Below are 14,533 nucleotides of genomic sequence, written 5' to 3'. Positions count from 1 at the left end.
CCGGACACCTTCACCAGCGGCACACGACCACCCCCGCGCTCGCCCCGCTCGCGAAGCCGAACATGCCCACCAGGTCGCCGCGTTGGAGGCGCCCGCTGTCGAGGGCGGCGGCGAGCTGGAGCGGGATGGTGTTGGTCGCGACGTTGCCGTGGGTGGGGAAGGTGGCCAGGATGCGGCCCGGGTCCACGCCCACCCAGTCGCAGACGACCTTGGTGAACGGCACCGACGGCTGGTGCACACAGACGAGGTCTAGGTCGTCGCCCTCGACGCCCAACTCCCGCAGCGCGCCCCGCACTTTGCCCGGCAGTCCGTCGAAGGACCCCACCAGCTGGGCGGAGTCGATGCGGAGATGGCCGAGGGTGCGGTGCTGCGCGTACGGGTTGGGGAGGGTCGCCGCGCGCCAGCCCCAGGAGTTGGCGAAGAACCGGGAGCCGAGGATGCCGGGCCGGTCCCCCGCCTCCACCAGCAGCGCCGAGCCCATGTCGCCGGTGCTCAGGCTGGGCAGCGCGGTCGGCAGGTCGGCGGGGTCGTCCAGTTCCCACCGGCTCTCCCGGGTGCTGACCTCGGCCGTGGTCACCAGCACCCGCCGGTACTGGCCGCTCCGGATGAACGCGTCGGCGACCTCCAGCGCGTTGAGGACGCCGTTGCACGCGTTCTTCAGGTCGAACACCGGGCAGCCCAGGCCGAGTTTGTCGGCGACGACATGGGCGGTGGCCGGCTCCTCCATGTCGGCGAGGATCCCGGCGTAGAGCAGCAGGTCCACGGCGCCCGGGTCGGTAGCGGTGTCCGCGAACAGCCGCCGGGCCGCGTGCGCGGCGAGGTCGGAGGGCTGCTCCAGGTCGTCGGCCACCGTGCGCTCGGCCAGGCCGTACATGCGCTGGAGCACGCCTCGGGAGAGCGGTACGCCGGGGCTGCCCGCGCGGAACCGGTCCTCCACCGCGGCCACGGTCTGGCGTCCCTCGGGGATGTGGACGGTGGCGTGAACGATCCTGCTGTGAACGGTCATTGGTCCCTCCTCGGTCGTGGTCGTCGGTCTGGGTCCCGGCCCCCGGTGACCGCTGATCAGCCCCCGGCGTTCAGTCCTCGGTGTTCAGTCCTCGGTGTTCAGTCCTCGCCGGTGAAGACCAGCACCACGTTGTGCCCGCCGAAGCCGAAGGAGTGGCTGGCGGCGGCCCGGACCTGCTGGGCGCGGGGGCGGCCCGTGACGCAGTCCAGGTCGTAGGGGAGGGTGTCCGGGGTGAGGTTGGCGATCGGCGGGACCGTGGCGCGGTGCACGGTCAGGGCGGTGAGCGCCGCCTCGATCGCACCGGCCGCGCCCAGGCTGTGCCCCAGAACTCCCTTGGCGGCGGTGACACTTGGCCGGTGCGGCAGCACCCGCTGGATCAACTCCGCCTCGGTCAGGTCGTTGAGCGGGGTCGAGGTGCCGTGCGCGTTGACGTGATCGACGTCCCCTGGCCCGAGCCCCGCCTCCGTGAGCGCCGCCCGCAGCGCCGCCTCGGCGTGAACTCCCCCTGGTGCGGGCGCGGTCGGGTGATGCGCGTCGGACGTCTGACCGGCGCCCGCGAGACGGGCGTAGCGCCGCTGTCCACGGGCGCGGGCGTCCGCCTCGCGTTCCAGGACGAGGATCGCGGCACCCTCGGAGATGACGAACCCGTCCCGGTCCGCCGCGAAGGGGCGCGAGGCGGTCTCGGGGTCGTCGACGCGGGACGACAGCGCCCCCATCCGCTGGAAGCCGGAGGTGATCACCGGGGTGACCGCCGCCTCCGTACCGCCCGCCACCGCGATGTCGCACAGCCCGGCCTGCAGCAGCCCCCGCGCCACGGCCAACGCGCTCGCCCCGGACGCACACGCGCTCTCGGTCGCGAGGGACGGGCCACGGGCGCCGAGGTCCAACAGCACTTCCCCGGCAGCCATGTTGGAGATCAGCATCGGCACCAGCGCGGGTGACACCAGTTCGGGTCCGCCCTGGTGGTGGCGGAGGGTCTGGTCCTCCAGGTGCGCGGCCCCGGCGAGCCCCGAACCGATCACCACGGCGACCCGCGCGCCGTCCCACCCGGCCGGGTCGAGCCCGGCGTCGGCGACGGCCTCGCGCGCCGCGAGCACGGCGAGCTGGCTGAACCGGCCCATGCGCCACGCCTTGCCGCCGCCGATCCGGGCCTGCTCCGGGGTCATCAGCGGGATGCGGCACGACAAGTCGACGGCGCAGCCCTTGAGTTCGGGGTCGGTGGCGGCGGTGGACCGCCCGCTCAGGACCCCCTGCCAGGTCTCCTCGCGGCCGACCCCGGCCGGGGTGATGAGCCCCAGGCCGGTGACGGAGACAGGAGTGCGGGAGGCCTGCATCACGCGCGCTTGGCGTTCAGCGTGGCGACCAGCTCGCCCACGGTGCTGTGCTTGGCGGCCTCGTCCTCCGCCACCGGAACCCCCAGCGCCTCCTGGAGCGCCAGGGCGAGTTCGGCGAGCGCGAGCGAGTCCAGGTCGAGGCTCTCCAGCGTGGCCTCGGGACGGATGTGCTCGGGGCTGACCTCGAACTTCTCGGTGAGTACGGCGGTCACGGCGGTCTGGACGGGGGACATGGGGTTCCTTTCGACGGGTGGGATCGGCGGGCGGGATCGGTGGGCGGGACAGATGGCTGGACAGGTGGCTGGATCGGCGGACGGGATCGGTGGGCGGGCGGATAAACGGACAGCGGAACAAGGTCGTCCGACCCGTTTCGCGCGTATCCGGAGCCGAAAGCCGGGGAGCGGCGGCGCGCCCCGGCACTGGCAAGGCTTCGGGCGGGGTTTCCGGCGAGGTGCGGGTGGGGGTCTCGTGCGGTGTTTCGGGTGAGCGGTGGTACGGGTGAGCGGTGTCTCAGACGATCGGGGTCGTCCGTGGGGCGGGGTGATCGAGATCGTCGATCCGGGGTACGGCCGGCAGCTCCGGCCAGACCAGGGCCGCCGAGCCCCAGGTGAGTCCGGCACCGAAGGCGGTGAGCAACACCCTTTCGCCGGGCCGGAGTTCACCTCGCGACTGGGCGTCGGCGAGGGCCAGCGGGATGGAGGCGGCGCCGGTGTTGCCGACCCGCTCGATATTGGTGACATGCCGTTCGCCGGGTACCGGGATGCGGTCGCCGACGGCGGACAGGATCCGGGCGTTCGCCTGATGGGCGCAGAACCGGTCCACATCCTCGGCCGCCCAGTCCGCGCGCTTGAGCACGGTGTGGGCCGACTGGGTCATACGCGTGACCGCGTGCTGGAACACCTCACGTCCCCGCATGCGGAAGTAGCGGTCGTCCGGGCCGTAGTCAGCGGGGCGGGAGCGTTCCTGCGCACCGCCGCCCGGCACCTGGATCAGTTCGTCGCCGGAGCCGTCGCCGCCGAGGTCCAGGGCGAGGACGGCACCGGGTTCGTCCCGTTCGCCGCGCCGCAGGACGACCGCCCCGGCGCCGTCCCCGAACAGGATTCCGGCGGAACGGTCCTGCGGGTCGAGCAGCGTCGAGTACACCTCGGCCGAGACCAGCAGGACGCGGTCGGCGCACCCCGAGGTCAGGGCGCCGACGGCGGCGGCGAGGCCGTAGACGAAGCCGCTGCACGCGGCGGACACGTCCCAGGCGGCGATCTCGCCGAGGCCGAGGCGGGTGGCGAGGCGGGGGGCCATGGCGGGCATCGGGCGGTCGGGGGTGGAGGTGGTGACGATCACGGCGTCGACCAGGGGGGCGCCCGCGACGGCGAGTGCGCGGGCGGCGGCCGTCAGGGCGAGGTCGCCGGTGGTGACGCCGGATGCGGCGCGGTGGCGTTCGCCGATACCGGTGCGTCTGCGGACCCAGGCGTCGTCGACGTCCCACGCGACGGGCAGGGCGTCGTTCGCCACCGCGTCCGGGGGGACGAAACCGGCGAGGCCCTCGAGGACGGCCGTCTGCGGCGTCTTCAAGAGCGGGGCTGCGCTGGGCAGTCGGAAGGTCACACACGCCTCGATGGGAAGTGATCTTGGACGAGCGGCACGACTGTAATTCGGATCAAGAGGGGGGCGTGGGCGTGACGCGACTCGAATACCTGCGCAGTTTCGCGCGCCCGTCCGTAAAACCCCAGCTCAGCGACCGAAGTGAGGAAACGTTACGTCTGTTATGTCGTCCTGAGATCACCCGAAAGGGGGCGGTTGGGGGCGGCCGTTCGACACACAACCGCCAACAGGGTCATGTCAGTTCGTGAAGTCGAGCGTCAAGTGCCCCGGCACCAGCGCGGTGAGGAAGCCGCGGGCGTCCGCGAGGGCACCGGCGGTGACCACCCCGGACGGCCGGTGCGGGTCGGTGAGCACGCGGCAGGCAGCCTCCACGACGAGGGGGGCGGTGACCGCGTAGATGTCCTGGCCGGAGGCGACGGCACGGCGGGTCTCGCCGTCGCGCGTCGCCACGACCTCGACGAGGAAGGTCTGCGCGGAGCGCCCGGAGTCGTCCACGGCGACGGGCCCTGACGTGTCGGCGGAGCGCAGGTCCTCCACGGCGGACACCGTCATACAGGTGTCAATGTCCGGTACGGAGAGATGAGTTGGGATGGTCGCACTGTCGGCCATGGTGAACTCGCCCACGACGGGCCGGGTTCCGATCGGGTCCGGGAACGTCCAGTCGGCGCGGGGGGCGTCACCGGACCGGGTCTGGACACGTCGTCCGCACCGATCACGGGGCCGCGGTGGCGAACGCGCTCGCCCGTACCCTGGTCGTACCACCCCACCGGCTGGGCGGGCAGGCCCAGTTCATCCCGGCACCGGTGGCGCACGGCACGCGCGACGGGACGGGACACGCCCTCACGGAACTGCTGGCCTGGGCGACGGGCCGCCTCGACGAGCCGCTCACGGTCACCGCTCTCGCCCGGCACGCGGCGATGAGCCCGCGGACCCTCACCCGCCACTTCCACGCGGTCACCGGCACCAGCCCCCTGCAGTGGCTCCTGGTCCAACGGGTCAACCGGGCACAGGAGTTGCTCGAACGGACCGATCAGGGGATCGACCAGGTCGCCGCCGGCTGCGGGCTGGGCAGTGGGGCGACACTGCGGCGGCACTTCAACCGGGTGCTGGGGGTGCCGCCGGAGGCCTACCGGCGGACGTTCCGGGAGGGTCTGCGGTCCTGAGGACCCTCCTGCTGAACAATGGGACCCATGAGCATCGTCAAGATCAACGTACTCACCGTCCCCGAGGAGCAGCGCGAGACGCTGGAGAAGCGGTTCGTGAACCGGGCCGGGACGGTGGACAGCTCGGACGGGTTCGAGTGGTTCGAGCTGCTGCGTCCCGTCGAGGGCACCGACACCTACCTCGTGTACACGCGCTGGCGTGCCGAGGAGGACTTCCAGAACTGGATGTCCGGCATGGGCCGGGCCGCCCACCGGGGCGCGCCCCAGGAGGGCGGCGCACAGGGTTCCGCCGAGGGTTCCGCGCAGGGTGGGCGGCCCCGGCCCGCCGCGACGGACTCGACGCTGTGGACGTTCGAGGTCGTGCAGCAGGCCGGGCCCAGGGAGAGCTGAGGCTTGACCGTCGGCTCCCGCGGCGGCACCGCGAAAGGGCCCGCGCTACGACCGCTCGCGCACAACCGGTCTCAACTCCCTTAGTACGCGCGCCAGATCGTCCGGTGCCGCCGCGAGCCGCACCGTCCGCCCCCCGTCGTCGAGTTCGGCGATGTGCCAGTCGCCCGGGACGGTGTCGCCGTCGGCGCCGCGGACGCGTCGTACCGTGCGGACGGTGAGGCGGTCCACGGGGATGCGGCGGGCCGCGAAGCGGTCGGGGCCCGGGGTGACCGCGGGCGGGCCGTCGCCGAGGGCGATGTGGGTGCCGAAGCCGTGCGGGTTGTAGTCGGTGTGGTCCAGGAAGCGGGCCCGGACGAAGACCTCACCGGGGAGGTCCACCAAGTCCGTTGTGTCTAGGCGGACTTCGGGCCTCTTCGGTGGGTGGATCTTCGTCGCTCGCCAGGCCCACGTGAGGAGTGCCAGGGTCGCGAGCGTGCCCGCTGCCGCCCAGGCGATCGTCGTCGCCGAGGCGAACAGGGTCGTCGGGTGGAGGTAGCAGAGGGGGAGCAGCCACGCCGCCGTGCCGGCCAGGGCGAAGGCGAACGGCAGGGCGGACGGGAGGACTTCGTCGTCGGGGAGGCGGCGGTTGCGCAGGGCCAGGAGGAGCAGGGCGGCGGGGTAGCCCGCGGCTACGGCGGCCAGGGATGCGAGGGCGGCCAGGCCTCCGGCGGACTGGACGTGCCGGTGCCAGACGTAGTGGGCGCCGGTGATCGTTCTCACCTCGCCGCGCCAGAAGGTGAGTTGGACCTTGTCGCCGGCCCGGAAGCCGTCGGCGGCCTCGACCGGGACGGCCAGGCGCTCGAAGGGACGGTCGTCGGCGAAGTACACCCAGCTGGTCTTCTTGGGAGTGTTGCGGTCGGTGCGGGCTATCACCGTCGAGGAGTGGCTCAGGCATTCGCCGCGCTGCGCGACCGGGGTCGCGGCGGTGCAGGGCCTCGCCGCCTCCCAGGCCCGCTGGTCCGCCGCCGTGCCCGACACGAACGCCGCCGCCACGCCCGCGCCCACCAGCAGCGCCACGCACCACGCGAACGCCGCCACCGGGGCGCTCCCCGCGCTGTGGTCCGCGATGACGGGGACACGGGACGACTCCGGCGGGACGTCGGTTCCGTAGTGGTGGTGCAGGGCGCGGAGGGCCGTCAACTCGTCCTCGAATCGCGGGAGTTCCTGGTCGCGGCCGATCGGCAGGGGCAGGGTCCGGCGGCGGCCGTTCCGCAGGAGCACGCTCACGTGACGGCTCTGGCCGCCGCGCGAACCGCTCGTGTGGCGCAGTCGTATCCGGAGGTCGGCGATCTCGTCCCACGGCGCGCTCCAGCGCCGTAGCAGGGTGCGGGAGCGCAGGCCGTGGGCGTCGGCGTCCACGCGGGCGGTGACCACGTGGAGCGCGACGACGGCGATGAGGGCCAGGGCCGCGCCGAAGGACAGGGACAGCGGGTCCGGGCCGCGGTACGCCGTCCACGCCCCGGCGCCGCCCGCGCCCACCGCGCCGATCGCGACGGAGGACCACAGGGCGCGGGGCGCCCCGGGACGGCAGGTCACCTCTCGGGGTTCGGTCATACCGGTGACTGTGCCGGAGCGCGGGCGGCGGGCGCTTGTGCGGACTCCGGCAGTGTTCCGGCAGGCCAGGCTGCCTGCCCGTGTCCTCCGACGGCCAGGTGGGGCGTCCGGGACGTACCCCGCCTACGGCTGCTGACCGGTCGCCTCCGGGGCGGGGGCGGGACGGTCCGCGGGCCGGGGTGCGGTCAGGTCGAGGAGGAGCAGGGCGTCGTGGTCGGGGGTGCCGGGTTCGGCGGTGTAGACGCCGATGCGCTGACCGGGGGTGCCTTCCACGTGCAGGGACTGGGAGGTGAGGGTGAGCGTGCCGACCTGGGGGTGGAGGAACGTCTTGTGGGCGGGCTTGCGGCCGGTCACCTCGTAGCGCTCCCAGAGACCGGCGAAGTCCGGGCTCTTGAGGAGGAGTTCACCCACCAGGTGGGTCAGGTCGGGTGCGTCGGGGGCCGTACCGGCGATGACGCGCAGGCGGGCGACGCAGCCGGTGATCTGCCGTTCCCAGTCGGTGAAGAGGGACCGCGCCGAGGGGTGCAGGAACAGGTAACGGGCCAGGTTGCGCTGCTTGACCGGCCAGTCGTCCAGACCCGGGTACAGGGCGAGGCCGCCGGGGTTCCAGGCGAGCATGTCCATGCTGCGGCTGATGACGTAGGCCGGGTTCGGGCGCAGTGACTCCAGGATCAGCTTCAGGTGGGGGCGCACGGTACGGCTGGGGGCGGGCGGCGGTTCGGGGGCGTAGCGGGCGGCGCGGGCGGCGAGTTCGCGCAGGTGCTGGTGTTCCTGGTCGTCCATGTGCAGGGCGCGGGCGAGGGAGTCCAGGACGGCGGGGCTGGGGCGGGTCTCCTTGCCGCGTTCCAGGCGGACGTAGTAGTCGATGCTGATGCCGGACAGGGTGGCCAGTTCCTCGCGGCGCAGCCCGGGGGTGCGGCGGATGCCGGTGCCCACGGTGAGGCCGACGTGCTCGGGGCTGGTCTGGGTGCGGCGGGCGCGCAGATAGCGGCCCAGCTCCGCGCCCTCGCTGTGCGCGCTCTCGGATGCCATGCCTCCAGTCTCACCCGCCGGGCGTCCGCCACGCAGCGGGGAGGGGAGCCCTGCCATTACCCCTGAAGAGCCCGCCCTGCCACATCGGATCACTCCGCGCGAAGGTGGGTGAGGAAGACGTCGGACCCCGCGCCGTCTCCCAGGCTTCGACCGGCACGATCTGCCGGGCCGGGCGTGGGTGCGGGGACGGGCGACACCACCGAGCGGAGAAGGCGAGATGCGGTACATAAAGTTGCGTGACCTGGAGGTCTCCCGGATCGGGCTGGGCGCGATGGGCATGTCCCACGGCTACACGGGCGCCGGCACCGACGACGCGGAGTCGATCAGGACCGTGCACCGGGCGCTGGAGCTGGGCGTCACGCTCATCGACACCGCCGAGATCTACGGCCCCTACACCAACGAGGAGTTGCTCGGGCGGGCGCTGAAGGGCCGTAGGGACCAGGTGGTGCTGGCCACCAAGTTCGGCCTGGTCTCGCACTCCGGTGAGGGTGCGTGGAACCTGGACTCCCGCCCGGCCAACATCCGCACGGCGGTCGAGGGGTCCCTCAAGCGGCTGGGCACCGATCACATCGACCTGTACTACCAGCACCGGGTGGACCCCGAGACGCCGATCGAGGAGACCGCGGGAGCCGTGGGCGAGCTGATCGCCGAGGGCAAGGTGCGCGCCTTCGGCCTGTCCGAGGCCGGCCCGGACACGATCCGCCGCGCCCACGCCGTGCAGCCGGTCACCGCGGTGCAGTCGGAGTACTCGCTGTGGACCCGCGGGGTCGAGGAGCGCGTCCTGCCCGTCCTGCGGGAGCTGAACATCGGGCTGGTGCCGTTCTCCCCGCTGGGCCGCGGCTTCCTCACCGGCACCGTCCACTCCACCGACGAGTTCGACGAGAACGACTTCCGGCGCGACAACCCCCGCTTCACCGGCGAGAACTTCCGGCACAACCTGGCGCTCGCCGACCAGGTCACGGCGCTGGCCGACGAGGCCGGTGCCACGCCCGCGCAGGTGGCGCTGGCCTGGCTGCTCGCCCAGGGCGACGACATCGCCCCGATCCCCGGCACCAAGCGCGTCAGCCGGATCGAGGAGAACACCGCCGCCGACGCGCTCACGCTGACCGCCGAGCAGCTCGACAGGCTCACCGGCCTGCCGCCCGCCGCGGGCGACACCCACACCGAGGCCCAGGCCCGGATGCTCGAACGCTGATCACCCGAACCACCCTCGTCGGAGCAGGCCCGTCACGCGTACGGCACTGCTCCGGCGCCGATCACCCGGACCGCCGGGCACGAACCCGTTGGGAGCAGACCCCTCATGCGAGCGGCAGTGATGTACGGAGCCGGCGACGTCCGCGTCGAGAACCGGCCCGACCCGAAGATCGTCCGGCCCACCGACGCCGTGGTCCGCACGCTGGCCGCGTGCGTGTGCGGCAGCGACCTGTGGCCCTACGCGTCGATGCCCGCCACCGGCACCGGCCGCCCCATGGGGCACGAGTTCCTCGGGATCGTGGAGGAGACCGGCGCCGACGTCACCGGGCTGAGGCCGGGCGACCTCGTCGTCGCCCCCTTCACCTACAGCGACAACACCTGCGACTACTGCGCCAAGGGCCTGCAGATCTCCTGCCGCAACGGCGGACGCTACGGCTTCGACGGCGTCGACGGCGGCCAGGGCGAGGCGGTCCGTGTGCCGTACGCCGACGGCACCCTGGTCGCCCTCCCGGTGGCCGCCGACTCCGCGCTGATCCCGTCGCTGCTGGCGCTGTCGGACGTGATGACCACCGGCCACCATGGCGCGGTCACCGCGGGCGTCGGCCGCGGCGACACGGTGCTGGTCGTCGGGGACGGCGCGGTCGGCCTGTGCGCGGTGATCGCCGCCAGGCGGCTCGGCGCCGAACGGATCGTGCTCACCGGCCGCCACGCCGTACGCACCGACCTGGGCCGGGACTTCGGCGCCACCGACGTCGTCGCCGAGCGCGGCGACGAGGGCATCGCCCGCATCCGCGAGCTGACCGGCGGTGTGGGCAAGGTCATCGAGGCCGTCGGCACCCGCCAGGCTCTCGACACCGCCCTGGGCGCGGTCCTGGACGGCGGCACGATCAGCCGGCTGGGCGCCCCGCAGTACGAGGAGGGGCCGCTCGGCCGGGCCGAGTTCATGCGCAACCTCACCCTGACCGGCGGCGCGAGTCCCGCCCGCGCCTACATCCCGGACCTGCTGCCCGACGTCCTCGACGGCTCGATCACCCCAGGCCGCGTCTTCGACGAGACCTTCCCCCTGGACCGCACCCCGGACGCCTACCGGGCCATGGCCGACCGCCGGGTCCTCAAGCCCCTCGTCCGCCCCTGACGGGACGAGAAAAAAAGCGCGCTCCCGATGTTTGGATCGCCGGGAAGCGGTCAGGCGAGCCGAATGCGTGCTTCTCCCACCGCCTCCACGGGGGGCTCCGCCTCCGCCGGGGCCCTCGGCTCCGCCCGGCCGTCCCCCGCACCCGCCGAGGTCCCCTCGGCGGAGCGCACCCGGGGAAAGCAACGCGACCCGTTCTTCGACAACGCCAAGTACCTGGCGATCGTGCTGGTGGCGATCGGCCACTCCTGGGAGCCGCTGCGCTCGGGCAGCCGCAGCGTCACCGCGTTGTACACGCTGGTGTACGCCGTGCACATGCCGGCGTTCATCGTGATCTCCGGGTACTTCTCGCGGAGCTTCCGGGCGACGCCGCCGCAGATCCGGCGGCTGCTGGGGGGAGTCGTGGTGCCGTACGTCGTCTTCGAGACGGCGTACACGCTGTACACGCGGTGGACGGACCACCAACCCGACCGCGCCATCAGCCTGTTGGACCCGCTGTATCTGACGTGGTTCCTCGCGGCGCTGTTCGTGTGGCGGCTGACCACGCCGATCTGGAAGCACGTACGGCAGCCGCTCCCGGTGGCGCTGGTCATCGCGATGCTGGCGACGCTCTCGCCCTCCATCGGCAACGACCTCGATCTGCAGAGGGTGTTGCAGTTCCTGCCGTACTTCGTGCTCGGGCTGTGTCTGAAGCCGGAGCACTTCCAGCTCGTACGGCGGCCCGAGGTACGGCAGTTGGCGGTGCCCGTCTTCGTCGTCGCGCTCGCGGTGGCGTACTGGTCGGTGCCGCGCTTCGACTACTCCTGGTTCTTCCACAACGCGAGCGCCGAGCAACTCGGCGTGCCCGCCTGGGAAGGGCCGCTGATGACGCTGGCCCTGTTCGTCTGCTCGACGCTCCTCGTCGTCTGCTTCCTGGCCTGGGTGCCGCGCCGCCGCACCTGGTTCACCGCGCTCGGCGCGGGCACGCTCTACGGCTACCTCCTGCACGGGTTCCTCGCCCAGGGCGCCAAGTCCTGGGGCTGGTACGACCCTTCGTGGATGCGGGGCCCGCTCGGCGAGGTCACGGTGACGGTGGTCGCCGCGGTCGTCGTGACGGCACTGTGCACCGCGCCGGTGCGGCGGGTGTTCCGGGGCGTGATGGAACCGGAGTTGACGTGGGCGTTCCGCCGTGACGCGGACGAACTGGCCCGTACCCCCTAGCGAGGGTTGTGGCGGATCGGCGGGCCGGTTCAGGGTCCTGACGGGGGCTGTCGGGCCACCCCCGACAAACTCCTTTCCCCGCTGTCACAGGCATGTCATACGCTGCTCCCAGCAGCCGCGCCCCGCGCGTCACCGCGTCTCTCATCCGCGGTCATGTCCGGGTGCTGCGCGGCGCTCTCAACTCCCGGTCCCCGGACCGGATTTCCTTGTGGGGGAACAGCACGTGCGGATGCGCAGCATCTCGACCGCGACAGCGCTCGCGGTCCTTTTCGGTTCGGCGGCGCTCAGCGTCGTAGCGACGGGTACGGCCTCGGCGGCGACCGCCAACATCACCTCTCCCGGCGGGCTCGTCGCGGACGGCGCCCTCAAGCGGGTGTTCGTCGGCGACAGTTCGACCGGCTGGGTCGTGGGCACCGACTACTCGGGCAATGTCGTCGCCTCGGTGAGCGGCATCAGCGGGGTCAGCGCGGTGACCGTGTCCGACGACGGGTCCACCGTGTACGCGGCGGCCCAGGGCTCGCACGAGATCGTGGCGCTCGACGCGACCACGCTGAACGTGAAGGCCCGTTACCCGGTCACCACCAGCAAGGGCCCGCTCCACCTCGCCTTCTCCGCCGGCAAGGTGTGGTTCACCTACGGCAACCAGTGGGACGGCAACCTCGGCTCGGTCGACCCGGCGACGGACCCGGCGAGCGGCACCGACCCGGTCACGCTCGGACTGCTGCCGGAGGGCGTCTCGATCTACGACCCGGGCTTCCTCGACACCGCCGCGTCCCGGCCGGGCGTGCTGGCCGTCGGCGAGACCGGTATCTCCACGGACTCGATGGCCGTCCTGGACGTCTCGGGGGCCACCCCGCAGAAGATCGCCTACTACAACCGCGACTACACGCTCAACAGCGGTATCTGGGACATCGACCTGGTGCCCGGCGCCGACGAGGTGCTGGTCAACGGCTACCTGCGGGACGCCTGGGCGAACGGCGCGTTCACCCAGGTCGGGACCTACCCGGGCGGGATGCCCGCCGACATCGCCCCGGACGGGACGGTCGCGCTGGCGAGCGGCACCTCGATCGCGACGTACAAGCCGAACGCCACGAAGTCGATCCGCACCTACGCCGTCGCCCCGTACGGCACGGCCGACCTGACCTGGGCCCCGGACAACTCGCGGATCTTCGCGCTCGTCGCGAAGTCCGGCGGCGGCTACACGCTCAAGGCGCTGACCGACCCGGAGAAGAACGTGCCGACCCTCACGGTCAGCGCCCCCTCCTCCGCCGCCCGCGCCAAGAAGCTCACCGTCACCGGCAAGCTCTCCGCGACGGTCGCGCTGCCCGCCGGAGTGAAGCTCCAGGTCACGCGCACCGACCTGGAGTCCACGAAGGGCAAGGCGCTGCCCACCGTCACGGTGAAGGCGAACGGCACCTACTCCTTCACGGACACCCCGCCGGTCGGCGGCACCGTCACGTACAAGGTGAGCTACGCGGGCGACGCCGGGCACGCGGCGGTCAGCGCCTCCGACAAGGTCGCCGTCTCCCGCGCGGCCACGACCCTGAGCCTCAACAACAACGGCAAGCTGTACGGCTACGGCGCCGACGTGAAGTTCACCGCGCACCTCGGCAAGACGTACAAGAACCGCACGGTCGCGATCTACTCGGACCCCTTCGGCGGCGACAAGCCGAAGAAGCTGGTCAAGACCGGCAAGGTCAACTCCAGCGGCAACCTCACGGTGACCGTGGACATGACCCGCGACACGGCCGTCTCCGCGGTCTTCGCCGGTGACGCCCGCTACGCGTCCAGGACGGTGAAGGTCACGGCGTACGCCAAGGTCAAGGTGTCCGAGGCGATCAGCAGGCACTACAAGACGGCGAAGATCGGCTCGACGTCGTACTACTGGTTCCACAAGAACTCGGCGCCGGTCGTCACGACGACCATGTCGTACTACAAGAACCGCCAGGAGCGGCTCGACCTGCAGGTCTACTACAACGGCAGGTGGTACGACTCCGACTCGGAGTACTTCGCCCTGGGCACCAGCGGCAAGGTCGCCGTGGACCTCGGCGCCCCCGGCCAGTCCGGGATCAAGGCCCGCGTCCGGTCCGCGTACATCAACGGTTCGTCCGGGGACACGGTCAACTCGACCACGTACACCGGGTGGAAGTACCTGTACTTCTCCAACTGAGCGTCGGGTACGTCTCCCCCTGAGCGTCAGGCGTAGGGCAGCCCGGTCATGAGCTGCCCGTACGCCCGCTCCGCGGCCGTCACGGCATCCGCGTACGCCTCGTCGGCGGTGCGTCCTGACGTGATCGTCCGCCAGTTCTCCTGCCCCAACTCCTGCTGTACGGCGATCAGATGGGCCGCGGCCAGGTGTCTCACGACGGGTGGGGTGCCGCCGGGGTCGTGCGGATCGGCCGGGAGGGCGTCGGCGAGTGCGTCGACGTCCTCGCTGGTGTAGCGCAGACGCATGCCGATGCGGAGGCTGGGCGTGCGGTAGATGAGGTCCTGGAAGGACAGGATCTCGGGGTGGTCGTTCAGACCCGTGATCGGGTCGCGGGCCGCGAGGCCGGCCAGGAAGTGGTCACGCAGGGCGGCCGTCGGGGTCACTCCGGCGGGGCGCGCCCGCACCACCCGGGCCGCCTCGCCGAGATGGTCGGCGAAGCGGTGCAGGACCAGGTCCTCCTTGGTCGGGAAGTACCGGAACAGCGTGGCCTTGGAGATCTCCGCCGCGGCCGCGACCTCGACCACGGACACCTCGTCGAAGCCCTGTGCCCGGAAAAGGCGCAGGGCTTCCCGTGCGATGAGGCTCCGCGTGCGTTCCTTCTTCCGCTCGCGCAGGCCTGCGGGTTCGTCCATGCCGGGCAGTCTACACGAGAGGTGAGGCTCGGGCTCGAACAAGACCGAG

At 72.2% G+C, this 14,533-nt stretch carries 13 protein-coding genes and 1 pseudogene; 6 read left to right on the top strand and 8 right to left on the bottom strand.

All coding sequences use genetic code 11. The annotated features are described in order from the left end of the window. Positions 1-10: 10 nt before the first annotated feature. The 5 genes from OHT77_RS23845 to OHT77_RS23825 all read right to left on the bottom strand — a co-directional run bounded on the left by OHT77_RS23845 (position 11) and on the right by OHT77_RS23825 (position 4,491). Positions 11-1,006 carry a 3-oxoacyl-ACP synthase III family protein gene (locus OHT77_RS23845; protein ID WP_328830525.1) on the bottom strand — a complete coding sequence of 332 codons (996 nt, stop codon included), beginning with the start codon at positions 1,004-1,006 and terminating at the stop codon, positions 11-13. Positions 1,007-1,104: 98 nt separating this feature from the next. Beyond that, complete coding sequence (locus OHT77_RS23840; RefSeq protein ID WP_328830524.1) at positions 1,105-2,340, bottom strand: beta-ketoacyl-[acyl-carrier-protein] synthase family protein; 1,236 nt, start codon at positions 2,338-2,340, stop codon at positions 1,105-1,107. After that, the gene (locus OHT77_RS23835) at positions 2,340-2,573 is read right to left on the bottom strand and encodes an acyl carrier protein (protein WP_328830523.1); all 234 of its coding nucleotides are present in this window, start codon (positions 2,571-2,573) and stop codon (positions 2,340-2,342) included. The genes OHT77_RS23840 and OHT77_RS23835 overlap by 1 nt, the downstream gene beginning before the upstream one ends. Before the next feature lie 277 nt (positions 2,574-2,850). After that, positions 2,851-3,942: a beta-ketoacyl-ACP synthase 3 gene (locus OHT77_RS23830; protein WP_328830522.1), complete on the bottom strand. Its 1,092-nt coding sequence runs from the start codon at positions 3,940-3,942 to the stop codon at positions 2,851-2,853. 234 nt (positions 3,943-4,176) lie between these two features. Further along, positions 4,177-4,491, bottom strand: coding sequence for a hypothetical protein (locus OHT77_RS23825; RefSeq protein WP_328830521.1), 315 nt, complete (start codon positions 4,489-4,491; stop codon positions 4,177-4,179). 143 nt (positions 4,492-4,634) lie between these two features. Between OHT77_RS23825 and OHT77_RS23820 the strand changes: the two are divergent. Both OHT77_RS23820 and OHT77_RS23815 read left to right on the top strand, forming a co-directional pair. Beyond that, positions 4,635-5,102, top strand: a pseudogene (locus OHT77_RS23820) (helix-turn-helix domain-containing protein); the annotation flags it as partial. 27 nt (positions 5,103-5,129) lie between these two features. Then, on the top strand, positions 5,130-5,492 hold the full coding sequence (locus tag OHT77_RS23815) for an antibiotic biosynthesis monooxygenase family protein (RefSeq protein WP_328830520.1): 363 nt from the start codon (positions 5,130-5,132) through the stop codon (positions 5,490-5,492). 45 nt (positions 5,493-5,537) lie between these two features. Here the strand turns inward: OHT77_RS23815 and OHT77_RS23810 are convergent, their stop codons facing one another. Further along, positions 5,538-7,085, bottom strand: a complete 1,548-nt coding sequence (locus OHT77_RS23810) for a PH domain-containing protein (RefSeq protein WP_328830519.1) — start codon at positions 7,083-7,085, stop codon at positions 5,538-5,540. Positions 7,086-7,208: 123 nt separating this feature from the next. Further along, a complete protein-coding gene (locus tag OHT77_RS23805; protein WP_328830518.1) occupies positions 7,209-8,117 on the bottom strand; it encodes a helix-turn-helix transcriptional regulator in 909 nt (302 codons plus the stop codon). 217 nt (positions 8,118-8,334) lie between these two features. Between OHT77_RS23805 and OHT77_RS23800 the strand changes: the two genes are divergently transcribed. The 4 genes from OHT77_RS23800 (at position 8,335) to OHT77_RS23785 (ending at position 13,813) form a co-directional block, all read left to right on the top strand. Next, positions 8,335-9,312 (top strand): aldo/keto reductase, encoded by a 978-nt coding sequence (locus OHT77_RS23800; protein WP_328830517.1) that lies wholly within the window; start codon positions 8,335-8,337, stop codon positions 9,310-9,312. A gap of 105 nt (positions 9,313-9,417) precedes the next feature. Then, positions 9,418-10,446: an alcohol dehydrogenase catalytic domain-containing protein gene (locus OHT77_RS23795; protein WP_328830516.1), complete on the top strand. Its 1,029-nt coding sequence runs from the start codon at positions 9,418-9,420 to the stop codon at positions 10,444-10,446. 63 nt (positions 10,447-10,509) lie between these two features. Continuing rightward, the gene (locus OHT77_RS23790) at positions 10,510-11,643 is read left to right on the top strand and encodes an acyltransferase family protein (RefSeq protein ID WP_328830515.1); all 1,134 of its coding nucleotides are present in this window, start codon (positions 10,510-10,512) and stop codon (positions 11,641-11,643) included. A 229-nt stretch (positions 11,644-11,872) separates the two neighbouring features. Next, entirely contained in the window at positions 11,873-13,813 is a 1,941-nt protein-coding gene (locus OHT77_RS23785; protein ID WP_328834317.1) for a YncE family protein, read from the top strand. Between the two features lie 26 nt (positions 13,814-13,839). Here OHT77_RS23785 and OHT77_RS23780 read toward each other — a convergent pair whose 3' ends face one another. Next, positions 13,840-14,484, bottom strand: coding sequence for a TetR family transcriptional regulator (locus tag OHT77_RS23780; RefSeq protein ID WP_328830514.1), 645 nt, complete (start codon positions 14,482-14,484; stop codon positions 13,840-13,842). Positions 14,485-14,533 lie beyond the last annotated feature (49 nt).

Origin of the sequence: Streptomyces sp. NBC_00252 (assembly GCF_036187565.1) — a bacterium.
In the GTDB taxonomy this organism is placed as follows: domain Bacteria; phylum Actinomycetota; class Actinomycetes; order Streptomycetales; family Streptomycetaceae; genus Streptomyces.
The sequence above is the reverse complement of the archived record's forward strand: the minus strand, read 5'-3'. Positions and strand labels throughout refer to the sequence as shown.